We start from the raw sequence: 19,477 nt of genomic DNA on the forward strand, positions 1-19,477 counted from the left end.
CACTATGGACAGCCAATCATAGCCCCCTAAGACTATGCGGAGAATAAAGAGGTGTATCCGCCAGCGGACTGCTCTGGAAGTGCTACGGGTTACTGCCTGCTGAACGTGACACCGTGGCTGATGGGGTTTCTGCTTCTGCCTAAGTTGATAAAGGGAAACGGGGCATCGGCAATTCTCAACCACCGAAAAACCGGTAGCCAGGCGCACATAATTGGCCTGAAAAAAGAAAGAGTGAGAAACTGCCCGCGCATAGCCTGCAAACCCAGCCCCTTACCTCTGGTTTCGCCGCCTCACGGTCAGCACTCACTCTTTCCCACCAATACGTGTCGGGCTACCAACGGGTAGCGCCTTTTTACTTTTTGCCTGCCACCCGCAGCACCGTGAAGGAGTTGGGAGCCAGCGTGTAATCAAGCGCAGACGATGATACCTTGAACTGCGACTCCTTGGGGGCCACGTTCAGGGGCTGCTCCAGGGAGTTCTGGGCCTGCAGGTCGGGGCTGGCCAGCACGGTGGCTTTGCCGGTTTTGCCCAGCTTTTTGGCCCCGGCCAGGTTCACTTTCACCGCGCGAGGCTCGGGCGAGTAGTTCACCAGCTTTACCACTACTTCGCCGGTGCCATTGTCGGCCACGGCACTCACGAACAGGTTATCCTGGCCGTTTTTGGCATTACCGGGCAGCTGCACGGGCAGAATGGTGGTGCCTTTGTTCAGGGCATACAGCTTCTGCACGTAGTAGTTGGTGGTACCGTAGGCGTTCAGGTTGTCGAACCAGATCATGTTGGGCGTCCACTGCCAGGCATCTACGTGGGCCAGCATGGGGGCGTAGGAAGCCATGCTCACCACGTCGGCGTTGCGCTCCAGGCCCGTCATAAAGGCGGCTTCGGAAAGGGCGCAGTCCCAGTTGTTCTTGTTGTCGGGCGAGCCGATGGCCACGCTTTGGGCGGCGTACTCGCCGGCAAAAATCTTGGGGCCGGTGCGGGCGTACTTGTCGTAGCGGTCGGCGTGCTCCCGGAACCACTCGGGCTTGGCGTAGTAGTGCTCATCCACGTACTCGGCGTTCAGCTCGCCCAGGCGCTTGCTGGCTTTTTTCGAACAGCTCCCCATCGGGGCTGGGGCCGGCGCTACTCACGATCTGAATGTTGGGGTACTTGGCCTTCACGGCCTTGGCAAACGGCTCGTAGCGCTCCAGGTACTGGGGGCCCCACTGCTCGTTGCCGATACCAATCATCTTCAGGTTGAACGGGGCCGGGTGACCCATGGCTACGCGCTTGGCGCCCCAGGGACTGGTAGCGGGGCCGTTGGCAAACTCAATCAGGTCGAGGGCGTCCTGAATGAACGTGTCCAGGGTCGGGTCGCCGGTGTTGGGGTCGTTGCCGGCGTTGGGGCCACCGGCGGTGCTGCTCATCGGGGCCAGCTCAGCCGAGTTGAACTGGCAGGCCATGCCCACGTTCAGGATGGGCAGCGGCTCGGCGCCAATGTCTTCGGAAAGCTGGAAATACTCGAAGAAGCCCAGCCCGAAGGATTGATAGTAGTCGGGCGTGGAGCGGTGCTTGAACTCCATGTTCCAGCGGTTGATGAGCGGCTCGCGGGAAGCCACGTCGCCAATGGTTTTCTTCCACTGGTACCGCTCGGCCAGGGTGCGACCCTCCACAATGCAGCCGCCGGGAAAGCGCAGGAAGCCGGGCTGCATGTCTTTCAGCAGCTGCACCAGGTCGGGGCGCAGGCCGTTGGGGCGGTTGTTCCAGGTGTCTTTCGGAAACAGGGAAACCACGTCCACGTCCACGCTGCCGGCGCCGTCCAGGGTGATTTTCAGGTGAGCTTTGGCATCGGTGGCCGAGGGCTTAATGAGCAGGGAATACTTCTTCCACTCGCTCGTCAGCCCCGAAACCTGGGCCTGGGCCAGGGGCTGACCTTTCTCACTTTCCAGCGTTACCGTCAGGCTATTTACGCTGCCGGGGCCTTTGCGGGCGTAGAGCGAGAAGGTATACTCGGCGTTCTGTTTCACACCCATGCCGCGGAAGCCTTCGTTCACCATGCCCGCATCGGGGCCGGCCACGCGGGCATTCAGGCGCACAAAGTGGCGGTTGGTGGCGCTTATGGGCTGCTGGGAAAGCACAGCGTAGGTTTCGAGGCCGGCGCCCCCGCGCAGGGCCTTCCACCCTACCAGGTGCTCATCGGTTTCAAACGACTTGTTTTTGATGAGCTCGGGGTACAGCCCACCGTCGGCGGCGAAGTTGATGTCCTCGAAAAACAGACCGTACATGTTTTTCGATACGGCCCCGCCGGGCTTGTTTACCTGCACCGTGATGGTGGCGGGAGCAGCGGTTTGGGCGGCGGCGGGCAGCCAGCTCAGCCCGGTCAGGCCAGCGGCCAGCAAGCGTACGCGAAAGGTGGGAAGTGGAAGCATCAGGAAAAGGAGTTACCAGAATTTGACGTAGAGCGCCGTGAGCATCAGCATCGTGATGACGATGAGCGTCATCGTCTGCCGGCTCACGCGGAACATACCGGGGTTGAGGTCAATGGCCTTGGCATTGATAGCCGGGCCAGCCAGGCTGGTGCCCACCATCAGCACCATGGTGATGGCGAAGGACAGGCCCATGCAGATGAGGAAGGGAATTTCAAACTCGCCCTTGCCGTTGGGGAAAGCCGTGTAGAGCAGGGTTTCGCGGCCCAGCACCGAAGGCGCGTACTCGTTGAAGAACACCGACAGCGCAAAGCCGGCCAGGATGCCCACGATGCCGGCCGTAGCCGTGGTGCGCTTCCAGAACATGCCCAGCAGGAACACCGCCAGGATGCCAGGCGAAATAAAGCCCGTGTACTTCTGAATGAACTGGAACCCGCCTTCGCCACCGATGCCCAGCAAGTCCTGCCAGGTGAAGGCCACGCTCAGGACAACCGCCGCCAGAATGGTGAGTCGGCCCACCCACACCTGCTTTTTCTCGGAAGCGTCCTTGTTGAGGTAGCGCTTGTAGATGTCGAGGGTGAAGATGGTGGAAATGGAGTTGACCTTACCGGCCAGCGAGGCCACAATGGCGGCCGTGAGGGCCGCCATCGACAAGCCTTTCAGCCCGTTGGGCAGGAAGGTGAGGATAGCGGAGTAGGCGTTGTCGGAGTTGAAGGAACCGGTGCTGGACATTTCAGCCTGCAGGTCGCCGTTCTTGTAGAGCACGTAGGCCGCAATGCCGGGCAGCATCACAATCACGGGCATCATCAGCTTGAGAATACCGGCGAACAGGATGCCGGTGCGGGCCGTGTGCAGGTCGGCGCCCAGGGCGCGCTGGGTAATGTATTGGTTGCAGCCCCAGTAGTTGAGGTTCACAATCCACTGGCCGGCCAGGTACATGGCAATGCCGGGCAGGGCCAGGTACTTATCCACCTCCGGCTGCGGGGTGGCATCCGTGGGCTTGGGGAAAATCATGTGGAAGTGGTCGGGGGCCTTTTCCATCAGGGCCGTGAAGCCCGAGAAAGCGCCGCCGCCAAGCCCGAACTTGGTGCTCACCAAACTCAGAGCAATGTAGGTCGTGACGAGGCCGCCTACCACCAGCACCACTACCTGCACCACGTCGGTGTAGCCGACCACCTTCATACCGCCAATGGATATGAGCAAGGAGAAAATGGCCAGCAGGATGATAATGGTGTGGAAACTGTCGCCGCCGATGAGGTTGCTGAGCGCCAGCGCGCCCAGGTACAGAATGGACGTGAGGTTAACCAACACGTAGAGGAACAGCCAGAAAATACTCATGATCAGGCTGAGCGTGGAGTTGTAGCGCTGCTCCAGAAACTGGGGCATCGTGAAGATCTTGTTCTTCAGATACACCGGCATAAAGAACACGGCCACGATAATGAGCACCACGGCCGCTACCCACTCGTAGGCCGCTACCGCCACCCCTACTTTGAAGCCGGAGCCCGACATACCGATGAACTGCTCGGCCGAGATGTTGGAGGCAATCATGGAGGCCCCGATGGCCCACCACGTCAGGGAGCCTTCGGCCAGGAAGTAGTCTTTGGTGCTTTGTTCGGCCTTCTGCTTGCTCTTGTAGATGTAGAAACCGTAGGCCGAAACCCCGATCAGGTACACGAAGAAGACGAGCAGGTCTAGCGTCGTAAGGTTATTGCTCATGAGGAGAGGTGAAAAAAGGTAGAGGTTGAGAGCCGGAAGATAGGCCGCACACGTTTGCTGCGGACTATGCTGCCGACAGTAATTGCGGGGCCGGCCCGCAGCCCGGCCCCGCAATTACCGCTGCTGCCTCTACCGCTGGCTGAAGGCCACGTCGTTGTAGCGCAGCTCGTTTTTGAAGGTGCGCAGCTTGGTTTCGTCGTCGATGATGACGTACTCGATACCGGCCATTTCGGCAAAGTCTTCCAGGTACTCGGCCGTGAGGTTCTGGCTGTAGCCGGTGTGGTGGGCGCCGCCGGCCAGAATCCAGGCCGCCGCGCCGGTGCTCAGGTCGGGCTTCACTTTCCAGAGCACGCGGGCTACGGGCAGCTTGGGCAAATCCTGCTCGGGCGCTACGGCTTCCACCTCATTCACCACCAGCCGGAAGCGGTGACCCAGATCCACGATGGTGGCATTCAGGGCCGGACCGGCGGGGCAGTTGAATACCAGGCGGGCCGGGTCAGCCTTGCCGCCGATGCCCAGCGGGTGCACTTCTACCTTGGCTTTGCCTTCGGCGATGCTGGGGCAGATTTCGAGCATGTGAGAGCCCAGCACCAGCTCGTTGCCGGGCTGGAAGTGGTAGGTGTAATCTTCCATGAAGGAGTTGCCACCGGGCAGGCCCGCGCCCATCACCTTCATGGCCCGCACCAGGGCCGAGGTTTTCCAGTCGCCCTCGCCGCCGAAGCCGTAGCCCTCCGCCATCAGGCGCTGGGTGGCAATGCCGGGCAGCTGAGCCATGCCGTGCAAATCCTCGAAGGTATCCGTGAAGCCGATAGCGCCGGTATCCTGCAGGAACTTGCGCATGCCCACTTCGATGCGGGCCGCCTCACGCAGACTTTCACGCTGGTCGCCGCCTTCTTTGAGGGAGTCACCCAGCTCGTATTCCTGCTCGTAGGTCGCCAGCAGGTCGTTCACCTGCTCGTCGGTGGCGGCGTTAATCACCGCTACCAGGTCGCCGATGCCGTAGGTGTTTACCGAGTAGCCAAATTTCAGCTCGGCTTCTACTTTGTCGCCTTCGGTCACGGCTACGTAGCGCATGTTGTCGCCGAAGCGCACGATGCGGGCGCCCTGCCAGTCGGCCCAGGCGCAGGCCGCGCGGGCCCAGATGCTGAGGCGCTCCTGCACGTCGGCGCTCTGCCAGTGGCCTACCACCACCTTGCGCTTCACCTTCAGGCGGGCTCCAATGAAGCCAAACTCCCGGTCGCCGTGCGCCGACTGGTTGGTGTTCATGAAGTCCATGTCGATGTCGGCCCAGGGAATGTCGCGGTTGAACTGGGTGTGCAGGTGCGCCAGCGGCTTCTGCAGAATCTTCAGGCCGTTGATCCACATTTTAGCCGGCGAGAAGGTGTGCATCCAGGCAATCAGCCCCACGCAGTTAGCCGTGGTGTTGGCTTCCTGCACCAGCTTGGTAATGCCGTCCGGGCCGGTCAGCACGGGCTTATACACAATCTTGATGGGCAGCGCCGAGCCCAGGGCTTCGGCAATCTGCTGGGAATGCTGCGCCACCTGCTCCAGGGTTTCGGGTCCGTAGAGGTGCTGGCTGCCGGTGATAAACCAGGCTTCGTAGTGGGAAAGGTCAATCATGATGTCGGAGTAGAAAACCGGGTGGGTCCAGCCGATTTATTTGATGAGAATGGCGTTGCTATTTTTTAGCTCCCCTCCTTATTTGAAGGAGGGGTGGCCGGAGGCCGGGGTGGTCAGACTACCGCTAGAAGTTTAGCGTTAGCGGGTCGTTGGGGTGGCTTTTTAGTTCTAACTCAACCACCCCGCCCTTCGGGCACCCCTCCTTCAAATAAGGAGGGGAACTAGCTCCTAGTTTTTATCACTCACTCCTCTTTCTAGCGCTGGCCGTAGTAGGAGTTGGCGCCGTGCTTGCGCTCGTAGTGCTTTTGGATGAGGGCTTGCTTGAGGCGGGGCACATCGGGCCGGAGGGTGCAGCTGAGGTAAGCCATGCGGGCTACTTCTTCCAGCACGGCGCTGTTGTACACCGCTTTTTCCACCGTTTTCCCCCAGGTGAAGGGCGCGTGGTTGCTGAGCAGCACCATCTCCACTTCCTTGGGCGAAAGGCCGCGCTTTTCAAACTCGTTGATGATCTGCCAGCCGGTCTGGTGTTCGTAGTTACCGGCAATCATGGCATCATCCATGGGCGGGGCGCAGGGCACGTCGGCCGTGAGGTGGTCGGCGTGGGTGGTACCCAGGATGGGGATATCAAGTTGGGCCTGGGCCCAGGCCGTGGCGTAGGTGGAGTGCGTGTGCACAATACCCCCTATTTCGGGCCAGTGCCGGAACAGCACCGCGTGGGTTTTGGTATCCGACGAGGGCCGGCCGGAGCCTTCCACCGTGTTAGCGTCGAAGTCCACAATCACAATGTCCTCGGGCCGCAGCGTATCGTAGGGCACCCCGCTGGGCTTGATGGCAAACACGCCTTTTTCGCGGTCTACCACGCTGGCGTTGCCGAAGGTGAACAGCACCAGCCCGAGCTTGGGCAGCTGCATATTGGCCTCGTAGCATGCCTGTTTCAGATCCTGGTACTGGCTCATGCTGTTTGCTCCGCTAAAGAAGGTTCAACCACGGAAGCTTCGCGCTTGGTCTGGCTTTCCACGAACTGGCCCAGGGCCTGGTACTGCTCGTAGCGGGCCTGGTAGTCGGCCACGCGGGCGGGGTTGGGCTCATAGGTTTCGGCAAAGCCGCTGCCCATGGCCTTCTGCGCCGTCAGCACATCGGCGTGGATGCCAGCCGCCACGGCCGCGTACATGGCCGAGCCCAGGGCCGGGGCCTGCTCCGACTTGGCAATCTTGATGGGCCGGTTGAGCACATCGGCCAGGGTCTGCATCACGAACTGCGACTTCTTGGCCACGCCCCCAATGCCGATAACCTGCTTGATGGGAATGCCCTCCTGCTCGAAGCGCTCCACAATCATCTTGGAGCCGTAGCAGATGGCCTCCACCAGCGCCCGGAAAATCTGCGGGGCCGAGGTGCCCATCGTCAGGTTCGTTAAAGCGCCTTTCAGGGCCTGGTTGGCATCGGGCGTGCGGCGGCCGTTCACCCAGTCCAGCGCCAGTACCTGCGACTCGGCGGGGTCCACGGCGGCGGCGGCTTTGGTCAGTTCTACCAGCAGCTTGTCGCTCAGCTCTTCGCGCAGGGCTTCCTGCTGCTCGGCCGTAAGCGTGCCCGACTGCGGCATCAATGCCTGCAGGGGCCATTCTACCAGCTGCCGGAACCAAGCTAGTAGGTCGCCAAACGCCGACTGGCCGGCTTCCAGCCCCAGCATGCCGGGAATCACGGAGCCATCTACCTGCCCGCAGATGCCTTGCACCAATTTGCTGCCGACTTCGGCGGTTGGAGCCACCACAATGTCGCAGGTGCTGGTGCCCATCACCTTCACCATAGAGTAGGCCTCGATTTCGCCCGCCACTGCGCCGGCGTGGGCATCGAAGGAGCCTACGGCTACTACCGTGTTGGTTGTCAGTCCCAAGCGGGCCGCCCATTCCTCGGAAAGATGACCGGCAATTTCGTCGGCCGTATAGGTTTCTTCGAACAATCGATTGCGCAATTCACCCAAAGAAGGCTCAAGGTGGTTCAAAAACTGCGCCGAGGGCAGGCCGCCCCAGCTTTCGTGCCACATGGCTTTGTGGCCAGCGGCGCAACGGCTGCGCTTAAACGTAGCCAAGTCCTGGCCGGTGAGCAGCAGCGTTACCCAGTCGCAGTGCTCCATCCAGGAGTGCGCGGCCTGGGCCACGGCGGCGTCTTCGCGCGTCACGTGCATAATCTTGGCCCAGAACCACTCCGAGGAGTAGATGCCGCCCTCGAACTTCGTGAAATCCTCCCCGCCCCAGGTGCGGGCTTTATCGTTGATTTCGGCGGCTTCGTCCAGGGCCGTGTGGTCTTTCCAGAGCACGAACATGGCGTTGGGGTTGTCCTCAAAGCCGGGTTTCAAAGCCAGCGAAACGCCATGCTCGTCCACCGCGCCGGGCGTGGAGCCGGTGGTATCCACGGCTATGCCCACAATCTGCTCGGCGGGCACGTGCTGGGCCACGCGGCGGATGCTGGCTTCCAGGCCTTCGATGTAGTCGAGCGGGTGCTGGCGGAACTGGTTGCGGGCGGGGTTGCAGTACTGCAGCTTTTTCCAGCGGGCGTAGTAGTGCACGGCCTGGGCCACCTCGGCGCCGGTGCGGGCATTTACCAGCAGCGCCCGCACGGAATCAGTGCCGTAGTCGACGCCAATCACGTAGGCGTCGGCGCCCGGCGTGGCAGTTTGAGAGTTTTCCACGGGAGAAGGTATTGTGCTAATGTGCGGGAATGTGCTTGTGTGCTAATGGAAAGGTGGGGGTTCTGGCGCAGATGGGCTGTTAACCTCACCTTCTCCCCTATTTCCGAACGCCGAATTGGTATATCGTCGTGGATTTCAGCGTGTCGCCGGGCTTCAGGATGGTGCTCGGGAACTTGGGCTGGTTGGGCGAGTCGGGGAAGTGCTGGGTTTCCAGGCAGAAGCCCGCGTGCTTGCCGTACACGGTGCCGCCCTTGCCGGTGAGGGTGCTATCGAGGAAGTTGCCGGTGTAGAACTGGATGCCGGGTTCGGTGGTCGTCACCGTCATGGTGCGGCCAGTAGTGGGCTCATAAACCGTGGCTGCGGCGTGCATGCCGGTGTTTTGGTTGAGCACCCAGTTGTGGTCGTAGCCGCCGGGCACCTGCGCAATCCGCTCCCCAATGGCGTGGGGCGCGGTAAAGTCGAAGGGCGTGCCGCGTACGGGGCGCAGTTCCCCGGTTGGAATCAGGCCGGCGTCTACCACGGTGTAGCGGTCGGCGGGCAGGGTCACCTCGTGGCCCAGAATGTCCTTGCCGGCACCGTGGTTGAGGTTGAAGTAGGCGTGGTTGGTGAGGTTGACGGGGGTGGCTTTATCGGTGGTAGCCGAGTAGTCGATTTTCAGCGCGTCGTCCTGGGTGAGCGTGTAGGTTACCGTCACCCGCAGGTTGCCGGGGTAGCCTTCCTCACCGTCCTTGCTCAGGTAGGTGAGTTTCAGCGTCGGACCCTCGGCTGAAGAACCGGGCTCAGCCTGCCAGATCACCTGGTCGAAGCCCTTGTTGCCGCCGTGCAGGGTGTTGGCCCCGTTGTTTTTGGCCAGGGTGTACTCCTTGCCATCGAGGGTGAATTTGCCGGCTTTGATACGATTACCGTAGCGCCCGATCAGCGCCCCGAAGTAGGGATTCGACTTGCGGAAAGCCGGGCTCTGGTAGCCGCTCACGTCATCGAAACCCAGCACCACGTCGCCGAGCTTGCCGTCTTTGTCCGGTACCAGCAGGCTGGTGAGTGTGCCACCGTAGTTGGTGATGGTGGCTTTCAGGCCGTGGGCGTTGGTGAGCGTGTAAAGCTTCACCTCGGTACCATCGGTGGTTTTGCCGAAAGAAGCGGAAGCAGGCACAGCGGCAGAAGCAGTTTGGGTGGTGTCAGCAGAAGTGGCTGTTGTTTCGGCAGTTCCGGTCGGCTTCTGCTGTTCGCAGGAGGCCGCAGTCAGCAAGGTGGCCAGGCCGCCCAGAATCAGCCCGCAGGAAGGAGAACGTAGCATGTGGAAGCGAAGAAGGTGGGGTTTGAAGCGGGCGGAAGCGTGGGTGAATCAACGGGCGGGCAAAGCGCGGTAGTGGTGGGGCCTACCCCTACTTCTACCCTATTCCGGTGGCTGGCCGGCTCGTAGCGGGCTTAGCTGGAATCTGGCATCCAAAGTAGAAACTATAATTGATTTACACAATCGTTTGTGTTTTTTTATCTGCTTTTTTTCTTCTGCCTACCGTCTTTTCCGGTTTACCTGCGCTCAAACTGTGCAAGTGCCCTCCTGGCTTTCGTGGCCGCAAAAGAATAAAAATAGCCGCTCCGGGTTGCAGCCCGAAGCGGCTATTCCGCTTATTCCATCCTGTTCTCCTGAGCAACTGCCTGAGGTTGGCGTTTACAGTACCGTAATCGACTGCGAGAACTGCCGCACACCCTGCCGCACCCGCACTAGGTACAGGCCCGGCGCCAGCGTTGCCGCTACGTTTTGCCGCACCTGCGGACGCTCCAGCGTTTGCCGCACCACGGCCTGACCTTGCAGGTTGAACACTTCCACCGTCACCGCCGAAGCGGCACGTAGCTCGGGCAGCTCCAGGATAAAGCCGGTACGGGAGGCGGGGACCGGGAAAATGCTCACGCCCGCCAGCTTCCGGCTGGCTTTGGCAGCGGTGCCTACGCCGGGCGCGGCCACGGCCCAGCGCTGTGCGGCGGTGCCGGCGTAGTCGGCCAGGCTGAGTTGCGTACCGGCAGTGGTAGAAGCGGCGGGCACGCTCACGACGCGGTTGCCATTCAGGGAGGCAAACACGTAGGATCCGTCGCTGGCGCGGTCCATGTGGAACTGCTTGCAGGTGCTGAAAGAATACGTGCCCAACTGAAGCAGCGCCCCGTTGTTGGGCGAGCAGCCGGCCACCGTCACGGCCAGGCCACCCATAGCGTTGGTAATCTTGTAGTCGCCGGTGCCGAGGGCGGTGAAGTCCCACTGCTGGCAGGTGAGGCCCGCGGGCGTACCCTGGGCTACGGCCTGCCCACTCACGCCGGTGCAGCCCCAGGCGTCCCACACCAGGTTGCTGCTTTGGCTGGTGATGGTGTAGCGGCCGGCCGGCAGCCAGTCGCGCGTGACCACGGGCCAGTCGGTGGGGCTCCAGGTGAGCTTGGCCAGGCCCAGCTTGGGGGCGCCATTGTCTTCGCCATCGTAGTAATGGTGGGAAAAATACGTGGCGCCGTTTTCCTCAAACAAGCCCGCGTGGCCCGGGCCCACGTAACGGCCATCCACGTTCAGCACCAGGGTGCCGCCACCTTTGTTTAGGTCCACGCCATTCTGGTCGAGGAAAGGCCCGGTGGGCGACGTAGAACGGCCCACCATGATGTAATACGAGCTGTTGATGCCCCGGCAGCAGGCGCCTCGGTTGAAAAACATGTAATAGTAGTTGCCATGTTTGGTCAGCGCAGCCGCCTCGGGGTCGTTGTTGACCACGGGAAACTGCGTGGTTGCCGGGCCGTTGAGTGGTTTGCCGGTTGCGGCGTCCAGCTCCAGCACGCGCAGGCCACTCCAATAGGAGCCGTAGCTGAACCATACCCGGCCGTCACTGTCTTTGAACAACGAGGGGTCAATAGCATTCACGTTGCTGCCCGCGTTGGTGGATATTACCTCGCCCTGGTCCTCCCATTTGTAGTTGGGGCTGGCCGGGTCCAGCGTCACGTTGGTAGCCAGGCCAATGGCCGACACGCTGGAGCCAAACGTGGAGCAGGAATAGTACAGGTAGTACTTGCCATTCATGTAGATGCAGTCCGGGGCCCAGAACGTGCCTTCGAAGCCGGGCACCTTGGTTTTAATCCAGGCCGGAAAAGCTACTTTGCTGAACACGGTACGGGCGCCTACCTGCCAGTTCACCAAATCGGTGGAGTACATGGTGGCAATACCGTCGCCGGTACCAAATACCCAGTACTTGTTGCCCTCCTTCACGATGTTGGACGGGTCGTGGACGCCGGTAGCGCCCTGCAGGGCGTAGGCCGCGGGCCGGGCCGCGCCCAGCAACACCAGTAGCACCAGCAGCCACCGGAGGGGGCGCAATTGTGGCACGGCGGCCTTGGGGAATAAGCGTGTAAGCATAAGGAAAGTTGAATTCGCTGAAAACGGGCGCTTTTCTATTCGCCGCTGGGTTTCAGTATAGGTTGGTTGATGGCCACCGGCACCCCAAAATTAGGCGTACCGTCGGCGTTCCAGGTGAACTTCTGCATGCGCGGATTGCGCTTTTCCACGCAGCCCTCATTGGGGTTGGAGTTGGCGTGGTAGATAATCCAGTCTTCCTGCCCATCCTTGGACTGGAAAAAGAGTTGTGGCCGGTGGCGTAGGCCCGGTTGGCGGGGCTCTGCGCAAACACCGGCTGGGTTGATTTAATCCAGGAGGCCGGCAGCATAGGGTCGGCGGTGTTGCTGGCCGTGAGCATGCCCAGCGTGTACTGGTCGGTGCCGCAGAAGCTGGCCGAGTACACCAGAAACGTTTTGTCGCCGTGCTTCAGAATTTCGGGGCCTTCATTCACGAAGGGCGGCCCCACGTTTTCCCAAGAGAATTCGGGGTGCGAGAGTTCCACCCGCGGGCCGGTGAGCGTGGTGGGGCTGCTCATCTCGGAAATGTAGATGCGCTGCACGGCGTCGATGCCGTTATGGCCCGACCAGAGGAAGTACCGCTTGTTGTTTTGCTCCAGCACGGTGCCATCAATGGCCCAGAAATCGGCGGAGGTGTTGAACAGCCGGCCCCGGTCTATCCAGGTGCCGGTGGTGGGGTCGGCGGCGGCATTTTCCAGCACCCAGGTGCGCTGCATGCCAAACGTGCCAGCCTGCCCGGCGGTGTAGTAGATGTACCACTTGCCATCCAGGAAGTGCAGCTCCGGCGCCCACAGGTTGGCCGAGGCGTTGCCGTTGGGGGCGGGCGTCCACATCACCGTACTGGGGGCGGTATTGAGGTCCGACATCTTGGCCGTTTTCCAGATGGCCAGCCGCTCGTTGAGCGTGTGCATGTAGTAGTAGAAACCGTCTTTTTGCACCACCCACGGGTCGGGCCCGGAGGGCAGCAGCGGGTTCTGGAAGGTGGTAGCCGTGGTAGTAGGCGGCACCACCGGCGGCACAAACGGCGCGGGCTTGCTGTCCTGGCAGGCCGGTGCTGCCAGCACCAGCAGCCAGAGCAGCGGAGAGAACAGGAAGCGAATAAAGCTACGCATGAGAAAAATACGGCTGCTGGCGATAAGTTAAACGGCCGCCCCCGGCAGGTGCCCGGAACGGCTGTTCAAAGGAGTGGCTTAGAAACCGGGGTTCTGCTTCAGGTTTTTGTCGATATCAATATCCGTCTGCGGAATGGGCAGCAGCTTGTTTCTGGGCGTGATGAAGTTGTTGAAGTCGGCGTCGCGGCTGCGCAGCTCGTTCAGCCCTTCTTCGGTGTCGAACAGGCCGTAGCGGACCAGGTCGCTCCAGCGCACGCCTTCACCCGCCAGCTCCGTAATCCGCTCGTGCCGGATCTGGGTTTGCAGGTCTGCCTTGCTCATGCCGCCGGCCAGCTCCGTGAGCTGCACGCGGCGGCGTACCTGGTTGATGAGCGGAATAGCCTCCTCTCCCCGACCCAGCTCGTTCAGCGCCTCAGCCTGCATCAGCAGCACATCGGCGTAGCGGATCAGGCGGATATTGATACCGGAGAAGAAGTCCTCGAAGTTGCGGGTGCGGTCATTCTGGTACTTGCGCCACAGCAGGCGGCTGGGGTTGATGTTGAGCCCGCCAAAGCCAAAGGCCTGACCGTAAAGCGTAGGCGTGCCCACGGAGCTGAACAGCGTGGCGTCGCGGCGGGGGTCCACGGCGCCGGTAGTGGTTTTGTCGGTGTACTCTTCAAACAGCCAGCGGCGTACTTCCACGTCGGTGAAGCCGATGCCGGGAGGGCCGAAGAACTGGGCCCGCTCGTTGCCTTCGGCCCCGCCTACAAAGTCCTGCCCGAAGTTCTTGTTCACGCCCGAGAACTGCACCTCGTAAATCGACTCGCTGTTGTTCTCGTTGTTTTCGGTAAAGTTGTCGGCATAGTTGGGTACCAGGGAGTACTGGCCCGAGCTGATAACCTCCGCAAACTGCGTGGAGGCCTCGGCCCACTTGCGCTGCTGCATGAACACCTTGCCCATGAGGGAGGCCGCGGCGCCGCGGGTAGCCCGGCCCTTGTTGGCCGCGTCGTAGGTCAGGGGCAGGTCGGCCTTGGCCTTGGTCAGGTCACTGATGATCTGGGCGTATACCTGATCCTGGGTTGCCTGTGAGGCGCGGGTGCTGGCGTCGGCCTGGGTGAGAACGAGCGGGATGTTGCCAAACAGCAGGCCCAGCTCGTAGTAGCACAAGGAACGCAGGTACAGTGCCTCGGCCAGCAGGCGCTTTTTCAGCGTCTCATCCATCGAAATGCCGGGCACCTGCGTCAGCACCTGGTTGGCCCGGTAAATCATCCGGTAGGTGTCGTTCCACAGGAAGGCCGAACGGCCATCAGTAGTGCTTACCTGCCGGAACACGAGGTACTGGTTCAGCCCCCCGTCCGGCGTGTTCGTAAACGATTCGTCGGTGCGGCCGGTGGTGGCGAAATGCCAGTACAGGCTGTACGTGGAGAATATCTGCTGGGTGGAGTACACCGCAATAACGGCCTGGTTGGCATCAGATTCGGTTTTCCAGAACTGATCTGTGCTGGGCCTATTCGGGTCCACTTGGTTCAGCAGTTTATCGTCGCAGCCGGTAGTCAGCAGCAAGGCTGTCAGGGCCGCAAATGAAAGCTTGGAAATATTCATGGGAATTGCTTCGAAGGAAAAGGAGATATGGCGTTTCGTGGCGCCTTAGAAGTTCACCTGCAGGCCGCCCGTGATGGTGCGCACGTTGGGGTAGGTGCCATTATCGATGCCCCGGCCAAAGAAGCTCGTGCCGGGCGTTTCCGGGTCGAAACCGGTGTATTTGGTGAAGGTCAACAGGTTGCGGCCGGTCACGTACAGACGCACGCTGCCCAGGCCATCTACTTTGCTCAGCAGGCTGGCGGGCAAGGTGTAGCCCAGCTGCACGTTTTTCAGGCGCAGGTAGGAGCCGTCTTCTACCCAGCGGGTGCTGGCTATTTCGTAGTTCTTCACTTGCTCGGCACCGCCGCCATACACCAGGCGTGGTGTGGTAGTGGAGGGGTTTTCCGGGGTCCAGGGCGCCAGGTCGCGGCGGAAGTTGGTGTCGCCGTTGAGGCCATCCACGGCCGAGCGGGTAACGTTCAACAAGTCGTTGCCGGTTACACCCTGCCAGAAAACACTCAGGTCAAAGCCTTTGAAACCGGCCGTCAGGTTCAGGCCACCCTGCAGAGTGGGGAACGGACTGCCTACGTACTTCCGGTCCCCGGAGTAAGTAATGGCGCCGTCGCCATTCACGTCTTCAAACTTCACGTCGCCGGGCTGAGCCAGGGGCTGAATTACTTTGCCATCGGCGCTCTTATAGTTCTGGATTTCTTCCGCGCTCTGGAAAATACCCATCATCTGCAGCACGTACAGGCGGCTCAGGGGCTGACCTACCTCGGTGCGGGTAGCGCCAAAGTCACCAGGAATAACGGGCTGGATATCCGAGAGGCGCAGCACTTCATTGCTTAGCGTCGTCAGGGTAAGATCTGCGCTGTAGGTGAAGGCTTTCCGAGTTTCGTGGAAGCCCAAAGCTACTTCCAAGCCTTTATTACGAATCTGGCCTACGTTAGCATAAGGCTGAAATTCACCAGCTGTGCCTAAATAGCCTGGCAATGGAGGGCTTACCAGTGCATTTTTTGTAGTAGATATGTAATAGTCAGTTGAAAGTGTCAGTCGGCTATCTAGCATTGCCAAGTCAAGGCCAAAATCGGTTGTATACCGTGACTCCCAACGAATATTTTTACTTTCCATATCTGGCTGAATGCCACCTGATACTAATACCTGTCCCGTTCCTAGTGGATAGAAGATATTCCGATTAATTCGGGCTTGGTATAAATAGGAACCTGGCAGTTGGTCAATGCCATTCACGCCGTAGCTGGCCCGCAGCTTCAGGCTGTTTACTACCGGCAGAACTCCTTTGAAGAAGTCTTCCTCACTGATACGCCAACCCACGGAGCCAGCACCGAAGTTGGCATACTGACGATTAGCATCGAAACGCGAGGAACCATCGCGGCGGAAGCTGCCCGTAATCAGATAGCGGTTTTTGTAGTCGTAGTTAAGCTGGCTAAAGTAGGAGCGTTTGGTGAAGGCGTCAATGTTTCCCCCAACCGTTGGTGGTGTAGCTGAGTTTAACCCTTGGCTCAGCACAAAGAAGTATTGAGGATTAGGGGAAAACCCTGTAGCATTGGCCGTCGCGTCATTCATTTGGTTTACCTGCTCGGAGTAACCAACCACCGCATTCACATTGTTGTCGCCAAACTGCTTGTTGAAGTTCAGCGTGTTTTCGACCATGGTGAACATGGAGGTGCCCCGCCGCTCGAACAGGTAGGTGGTGTTGGGGTTCGACTCGCCCAGACGGATGTAGCCTTCGCGGCGGGCGTTTTTGTCGTTGTAGTCGTGTACTTCCAGGCCCAGGTTCAGGCGGTATGAGAGGAAGTCGAAAATGGAAAACTCGCCGTTGATGCTGCCCTGCAGCCGGTTGTTTTTCTGGGTGCGCCGCAGGATTTCCTGCGCCCCGATGGGGTTCACGGAGTAGTTGAACAAGTTGGCGCTGCCGTACCCATAGCCTCCGAAGTTGGCGGGGTTATACACCGGAATGCCGGGCAGCTCCGCCAGCACATCCACAAACGGCACCTCGTTGAGCAGGGTGGTATTGATATGCGTGAGCAGGGCGCTCTGGCCCAACTTGAAACGGCCCCGCGTCATGCCCGAGTTCAGGCGCACGCTGTAGCGCTCAAACGACGGACCTTTCACGATGCCATCCTGGCGGAAGTAACCACCCGAAATAAGGAAGTTGGTGGCACTTTTACCGGTAGAGTTGCCCCCCGAAAACGTCAGGTTGTAGTCTTCTACCTTGCCCGTCTGGAAAAACTCTTTCTGCCAGTCGGTGTCAATAGCCTCGCTGTAGGCCGCGGTACCTTTCACCGCGCCGGGCATGCGCAGCGTTGGGTCGAGGCCGGCGTTGCGGTAAGCTACGGCGGCGCGGTCGGCCCACTCGCTGTGGTTGGTCAGGTCGAATTTGCGGTAGATGTCCTCTACCCCTTTGTAGGCATTGAAGCTGATTTTCGGTTCTCCGGATCGGCCGCGCTTGGTGGTAATCAGGATGACGCCGTTGGCCCCCCGCGAACCGTACACGGCCGTGGAAGAGGCATCCTTCAGCACCGTCGCCGACTCGATATCCGTAGGGCTTAGGTCGCGGATGTTGTCGGTCCACAATCCGTCGATGACGTACAGCGGGTTAGTACCCGTCCCTACAGTCCCAACACCACGAATGACTACATTAGGCACGGCACCGGGGTTGCCGGAACTTTCCACCAGCACGCCCGCTACCCGTCCCTGAATGGCTTGGGTGAGCGTGGGCACCGGTACTTTCACGGTTTCCCGGGCGTCCACGCTGCTCACGGCGCTGGTCACATTCTGGCGGTCCTGCGTCAGGTAGCCTACCACCACCACCTCACTCAGGGCATTCACGTCCTCCGACAAGGTTACGGTTATCGGGGCGCTGGCATCAGCAATGGCCACTTCCTTGCGCACATAACCGATATAGCTGAACGACAGCGTGCTGCCGGCTGGAGCTGCTACCACAAATGTGCCATCGGAGTTAGTGGAAGTCCCGTTGGTAGTTCCTTTAACTAATACTGTTACGCCAGGCAAAGGCTGTCCTTTCTCATCCGTCACGCGGCCGCTTACCGTCACATCGGCCAGGCGTAGACCCATAGTGCTGGTATCATAGGCCGGGGCCGCGTGTACCGTTGCGCTCAGCAGCGCCAGGGGAGCACAAAGCAGGATTGCCGGTAAGGTGAGCCGGCGCACAATGGGTATGGGCTTCTTCATAAGGAAAAGAGTGTGGGGATTTTCATGGGTAACACAAACGATTGTGTTTTTGTAACAATCACAATCGTTTGTGTAGATGGGCAAAAAAAAGGCGCAACGAGTCTGTACCTGATTCCGGGCTTCCAGTCAGAAAGTATCAGGTGGCCTGCTCGCAATGCTAATTGACGGAGCAGCAGTGAACAGGGCAAGATTAACAAATTTGTAACAGATAATCAACAAAAAATATTTTCTTTTCCAAGGAACCCCACTCCTGCGCTTCTGTGCTGTGCTGTTCTACATAATCGTTAATGTAATATCAGCGCAAGCACCGCCACGTATAAAGCGGCGGCAAGCCGGCCAAAACCAATGATTAGCTAGAAAAGCCCAAGAGCTGGTTTAGAAATTGTCACGGTGAGCTTGTCGAAGCATGACAGAAACGACGTTTATACAAAATCCCAAACAGCTTCTAAGGCACCCGCTCCCTGTTATTTGGCTTTGCGGAACAGGTAGCACGTTTACGAAGGCCCTAGTCCGTAATACCACCGCCGACCAAGGTATGGGTAAGCGGCGTGGCCTGCATCAGCTCCCAGCCGTCGGCGGCCAGCTCGTTCAGATACCGCATAATCGTCTACTCGTTGGCGTGGACGTTGCCCAGGTTAGCCCCATGATACTAAACAGTCCAGGTTGGCTTCCTGCTTTCTTTGAACTCAGGCGTAAACAGAATGCGCGAGCGGCCCATGCCACCTGCCACCATCGACTCGATAGTCGTCATCGGCAGATACTAGTCCTGCGGGGCAAGCACCGTGTGCGGATAAATAACATGCTGTTTAGCAGATTTTTGCTAAATCATACCCGGCTCAGCCCAAGCGCCAGCATAGAGGATAACACGAGCTTCATAGAAAGAAGACAGAAAAGGGCGACGGTGAAGAGCACCCCACTTTAACCCGGAAGCTATACAAGTAAAAGGCCGTTACTGCTTCCGTAACCTCCCCCTATCCCAAGGCTGACCCGGCAGGGGCAGCCCCGTGCGCCGCCGATACGTCAGGTCGCTGCTTCGTAGGGTAGCCTCCGTAACTTTGCCGGCTTCACTCTGCTTTCTGCTTTTTATGGCTGCACCCAAGCTCGTTGCCTTCGACGCCGATGATACTTTGTGGCCCAACCAGCCGCACTTCGACTACGCCGAAGCCCGCCTCTACGCCCTGCTCACGCACTACGGCGACGCCGACCTGCTGGGCAGCCGCTTCTACGAGGTGCAGCGCCGGAACATGCAGTTGTTCGGCTACGGCGCCAAGTCGTTTATGCTGTCGATGATTGAGACGGTTATTCAGCTGACCAATGGAGCCGTGACAGGCACCGAGATTCAGCAGATCCTCGACTACGGCAAGCGGCTGCTCGATTTCCCGATTGAGCTGCTGCCCCACGTACCCGAAGTGCTGGCCGAAGTGAAACGGCGCGGGCTGCCGCTGCTGCTGCTCACCAAGGGCGACCTATTCGACCAGGAAAGCAAGCTGGCCCGCTCCGGCCTTGGCGACCTGTTCGACCACGTAGAAATTGTGAGTGAGAAAAACGAAGCTACCTACCAGCGCATTATGCGGCGCTACCAGGTGCAGCCCAAAGAGTTCGTGATGATCGGCAACTCGCTGAAGTCGGACGTGCTGCCGGTGGCACGGCTGGGCGGCCGGGCTGTGTACGTGCCCTACCACACCACCTGGGTGATGGAGCGGGTGTCGGAAGCCGAGCTGGCCGGTGTGTCGTTTCAGGAAGTAGCGTCGCTGGCGGAAGTGCCGGCCTGGCTGGATACGTTGCGGTAG

The 19,477-nt window shown here is 60.0% G+C and carries 12 protein-coding genes and 1 pseudogene; 1 reads left to right on the forward strand and 12 read right to left on the reverse strand.

Annotated elements, in window-relative coordinates; genetic code table 11:
* Window positions 1–352 precede the first annotated feature (352 nt).
* The 12 genes and pseudogenes from LRS06_RS07275 to LRS06_RS07335 form a co-directional block, all read right to left on the reverse strand.
* Window positions 353–1,102, reverse strand: a complete 750-nt coding sequence (locus LRS06_RS07275) for an alpha-L-arabinofuranosidase C-terminal domain-containing protein (RefSeq protein ID WP_257870874.1) — start codon at window positions 1,100–1,102, stop codon at window positions 353–355.
* The gene (locus LRS06_RS07280; protein ID WP_257870875.1) at window positions 1,038–2,405 is read right to left on the reverse strand and encodes a carbohydrate binding domain-containing protein; all 1,368 of its coding nucleotides are present in this window, start codon (window positions 2,403–2,405) and stop codon (window positions 1,038–1,040) included. The genes LRS06_RS07275 and LRS06_RS07280 overlap by 65 nt, the downstream gene beginning before the upstream one ends.
* A gap of 12 nt (window positions 2,406–2,417) precedes the next feature.
* Window positions 2,418–4,118, reverse strand: a complete 1,701-nt coding sequence (locus tag LRS06_RS07285) for a sodium/solute symporter (protein ID WP_257870876.1) — start codon at window positions 4,116–4,118, stop codon at window positions 2,418–2,420.
* A 129-nt stretch (window positions 4,119–4,247) separates the two neighbouring features.
* Window positions 4,248–5,738, reverse strand: coding sequence for an L-arabinose isomerase (gene araA / locus LRS06_RS07290; RefSeq protein WP_257870877.1), 1,491 nt, complete (start codon window positions 5,736–5,738; stop codon window positions 4,248–4,250).
* Window positions 5,739–5,992: 254 nt separating this feature from the next.
* On the reverse strand, window positions 5,993–6,694 hold the full coding sequence (locus LRS06_RS07295) for an L-ribulose-5-phosphate 4-epimerase (protein WP_257870878.1): 702 nt from the start codon (window positions 6,692–6,694) through the stop codon (window positions 5,993–5,995).
* Window positions 6,691–8,424, reverse strand: coding sequence for a ribulokinase (locus LRS06_RS07300; RefSeq protein ID WP_257870879.1), 1,734 nt, complete (start codon window positions 8,422–8,424; stop codon window positions 6,691–6,693). Before LRS06_RS07300 ends, LRS06_RS07295 begins: the two co-directional genes overlap by 4 nt.
* Before the next feature lie 97 nt (window positions 8,425–8,521).
* Window positions 8,522–9,718: an aldose epimerase family protein gene (locus LRS06_RS07305; RefSeq protein WP_257870880.1), complete on the reverse strand. Its 1,197-nt coding sequence runs from the start codon at window positions 9,716–9,718 to the stop codon at window positions 8,522–8,524.
* Between the two features lie 375 nt (window positions 9,719–10,093).
* A complete protein-coding gene (locus tag LRS06_RS07310) occupies window positions 10,094–11,806 on the reverse strand; it encodes a family 43 glycosylhydrolase (RefSeq protein WP_257870881.1) in 1,713 nt (570 codons plus the stop codon).
* A 35-nt stretch (window positions 11,807–11,841) separates the two neighbouring features.
* Window positions 11,842–12,914, reverse strand: a pseudogene (locus LRS06_RS07320) (family 43 glycosylhydrolase).
* A gap of 78 nt (window positions 12,915–12,992) precedes the next feature.
* Window positions 12,993–14,495 carry a RagB/SusD family nutrient uptake outer membrane protein gene (locus LRS06_RS07325; protein WP_257870882.1) on the reverse strand — a complete coding sequence of 501 codons (1,503 nt, stop codon included), beginning with the start codon at window positions 14,493–14,495 and terminating at the stop codon, window positions 12,993–12,995.
* A gap of 45 nt (window positions 14,496–14,540) precedes the next feature.
* Window positions 14,541–17,687, reverse strand: coding sequence for a TonB-dependent receptor (locus tag LRS06_RS07330; protein ID WP_257870883.1), 3,147 nt, complete (start codon window positions 17,685–17,687; stop codon window positions 14,541–14,543).
* Window positions 17,688–18,192: 505 nt separating this feature from the next.
* Window positions 18,193–18,288: a DUF4177 domain-containing protein gene (locus LRS06_RS07335; RefSeq protein ID WP_257870884.1), complete on the reverse strand. Its 96-nt coding sequence runs from the start codon at window positions 18,286–18,288 to the stop codon at window positions 18,193–18,195.
* 484 nt (window positions 18,289–18,772) lie between these two features.
* Here LRS06_RS07335 and LRS06_RS07340 point away from each other — a divergent pair, with 484 nt between their 5' ends.
* Window positions 18,773–19,477 (forward strand): HAD family hydrolase, encoded by a 705-nt coding sequence (locus LRS06_RS07340; protein WP_257870885.1) that lies wholly within the window; start codon window positions 18,773–18,775, stop codon window positions 19,475–19,477.

Origin of the sequence: Hymenobacter sp. J193 (assembly GCF_024700075.1) — a bacterium.
In the GTDB taxonomy this organism is placed as follows: Bacteria; Bacteroidota; Bacteroidia; order Cytophagales; family Hymenobacteraceae; genus Hymenobacter.

Coding starts and splice junctions, on each gene's coding strand:
- LRS06_RS07275 (WP_257870874.1), bottom strand. CDS start 1,102: ATGGGGAGCTGTTCGAAAAAAGCCAGCAAGCGCCTGGGCGAGCTGAAC.
- LRS06_RS07280 (WP_257870875.1), bottom strand. CDS start 2,405: ATGCTTCCACTTCCCACCTTTCGCGTACGCTTGCTGGCCGCTGGCCTG.
- LRS06_RS07285 (WP_257870876.1), bottom strand. CDS start 4,118: ATGAGCAATAACCTTACGACGCTAGACCTGCTCGTCTTCTTCGTGTAC.
- araA (WP_257870877.1), bottom strand. CDS start 5,738: ATGATTGACCTTTCCCACTACGAAGCCTGGTTTATCACCGGCAGCCAG.
- LRS06_RS07295 (WP_257870878.1), bottom strand. CDS start 6,694: ATGAGCCAGTACCAGGATCTGAAACAGGCATGCTACGAGGCCAATATG.
- LRS06_RS07305 (WP_257870880.1), bottom strand. CDS start 9,718: ATGCTACGTTCTCCTTCCTGCGGGCTGATTCTGGGCGGCCTGGCCACC.
- LRS06_RS07310 (WP_257870881.1), bottom strand. CDS start 11,806: ATGCTTACACGCTTATTCCCCAAGGCCGCCGTGCCACAATTGCGCCCC.
- LRS06_RS07325 (WP_257870882.1), bottom strand. CDS start 14,495: ATGAATATTTCCAAGCTTTCATTTGCGGCCCTGACAGCCTTGCTGCTG.
- LRS06_RS07330 (WP_257870883.1), bottom strand. CDS start 17,687: ATGAAGAAGCCCATACCCATTGTGCGCCGGCTCACCTTACCGGCAATC.
- LRS06_RS07335 (WP_257870884.1), bottom strand. CDS start 18,288: ATGCGGTATCTGAACGAGCTGGCCGCCGACGGCTGGGAGCTGATGCAG.
- LRS06_RS07340 (WP_257870885.1), top strand. CDS start 18,773: ATGGCTGCACCCAAGCTCGTTGCCTTCGACGCCGATGATACTTTGTGG.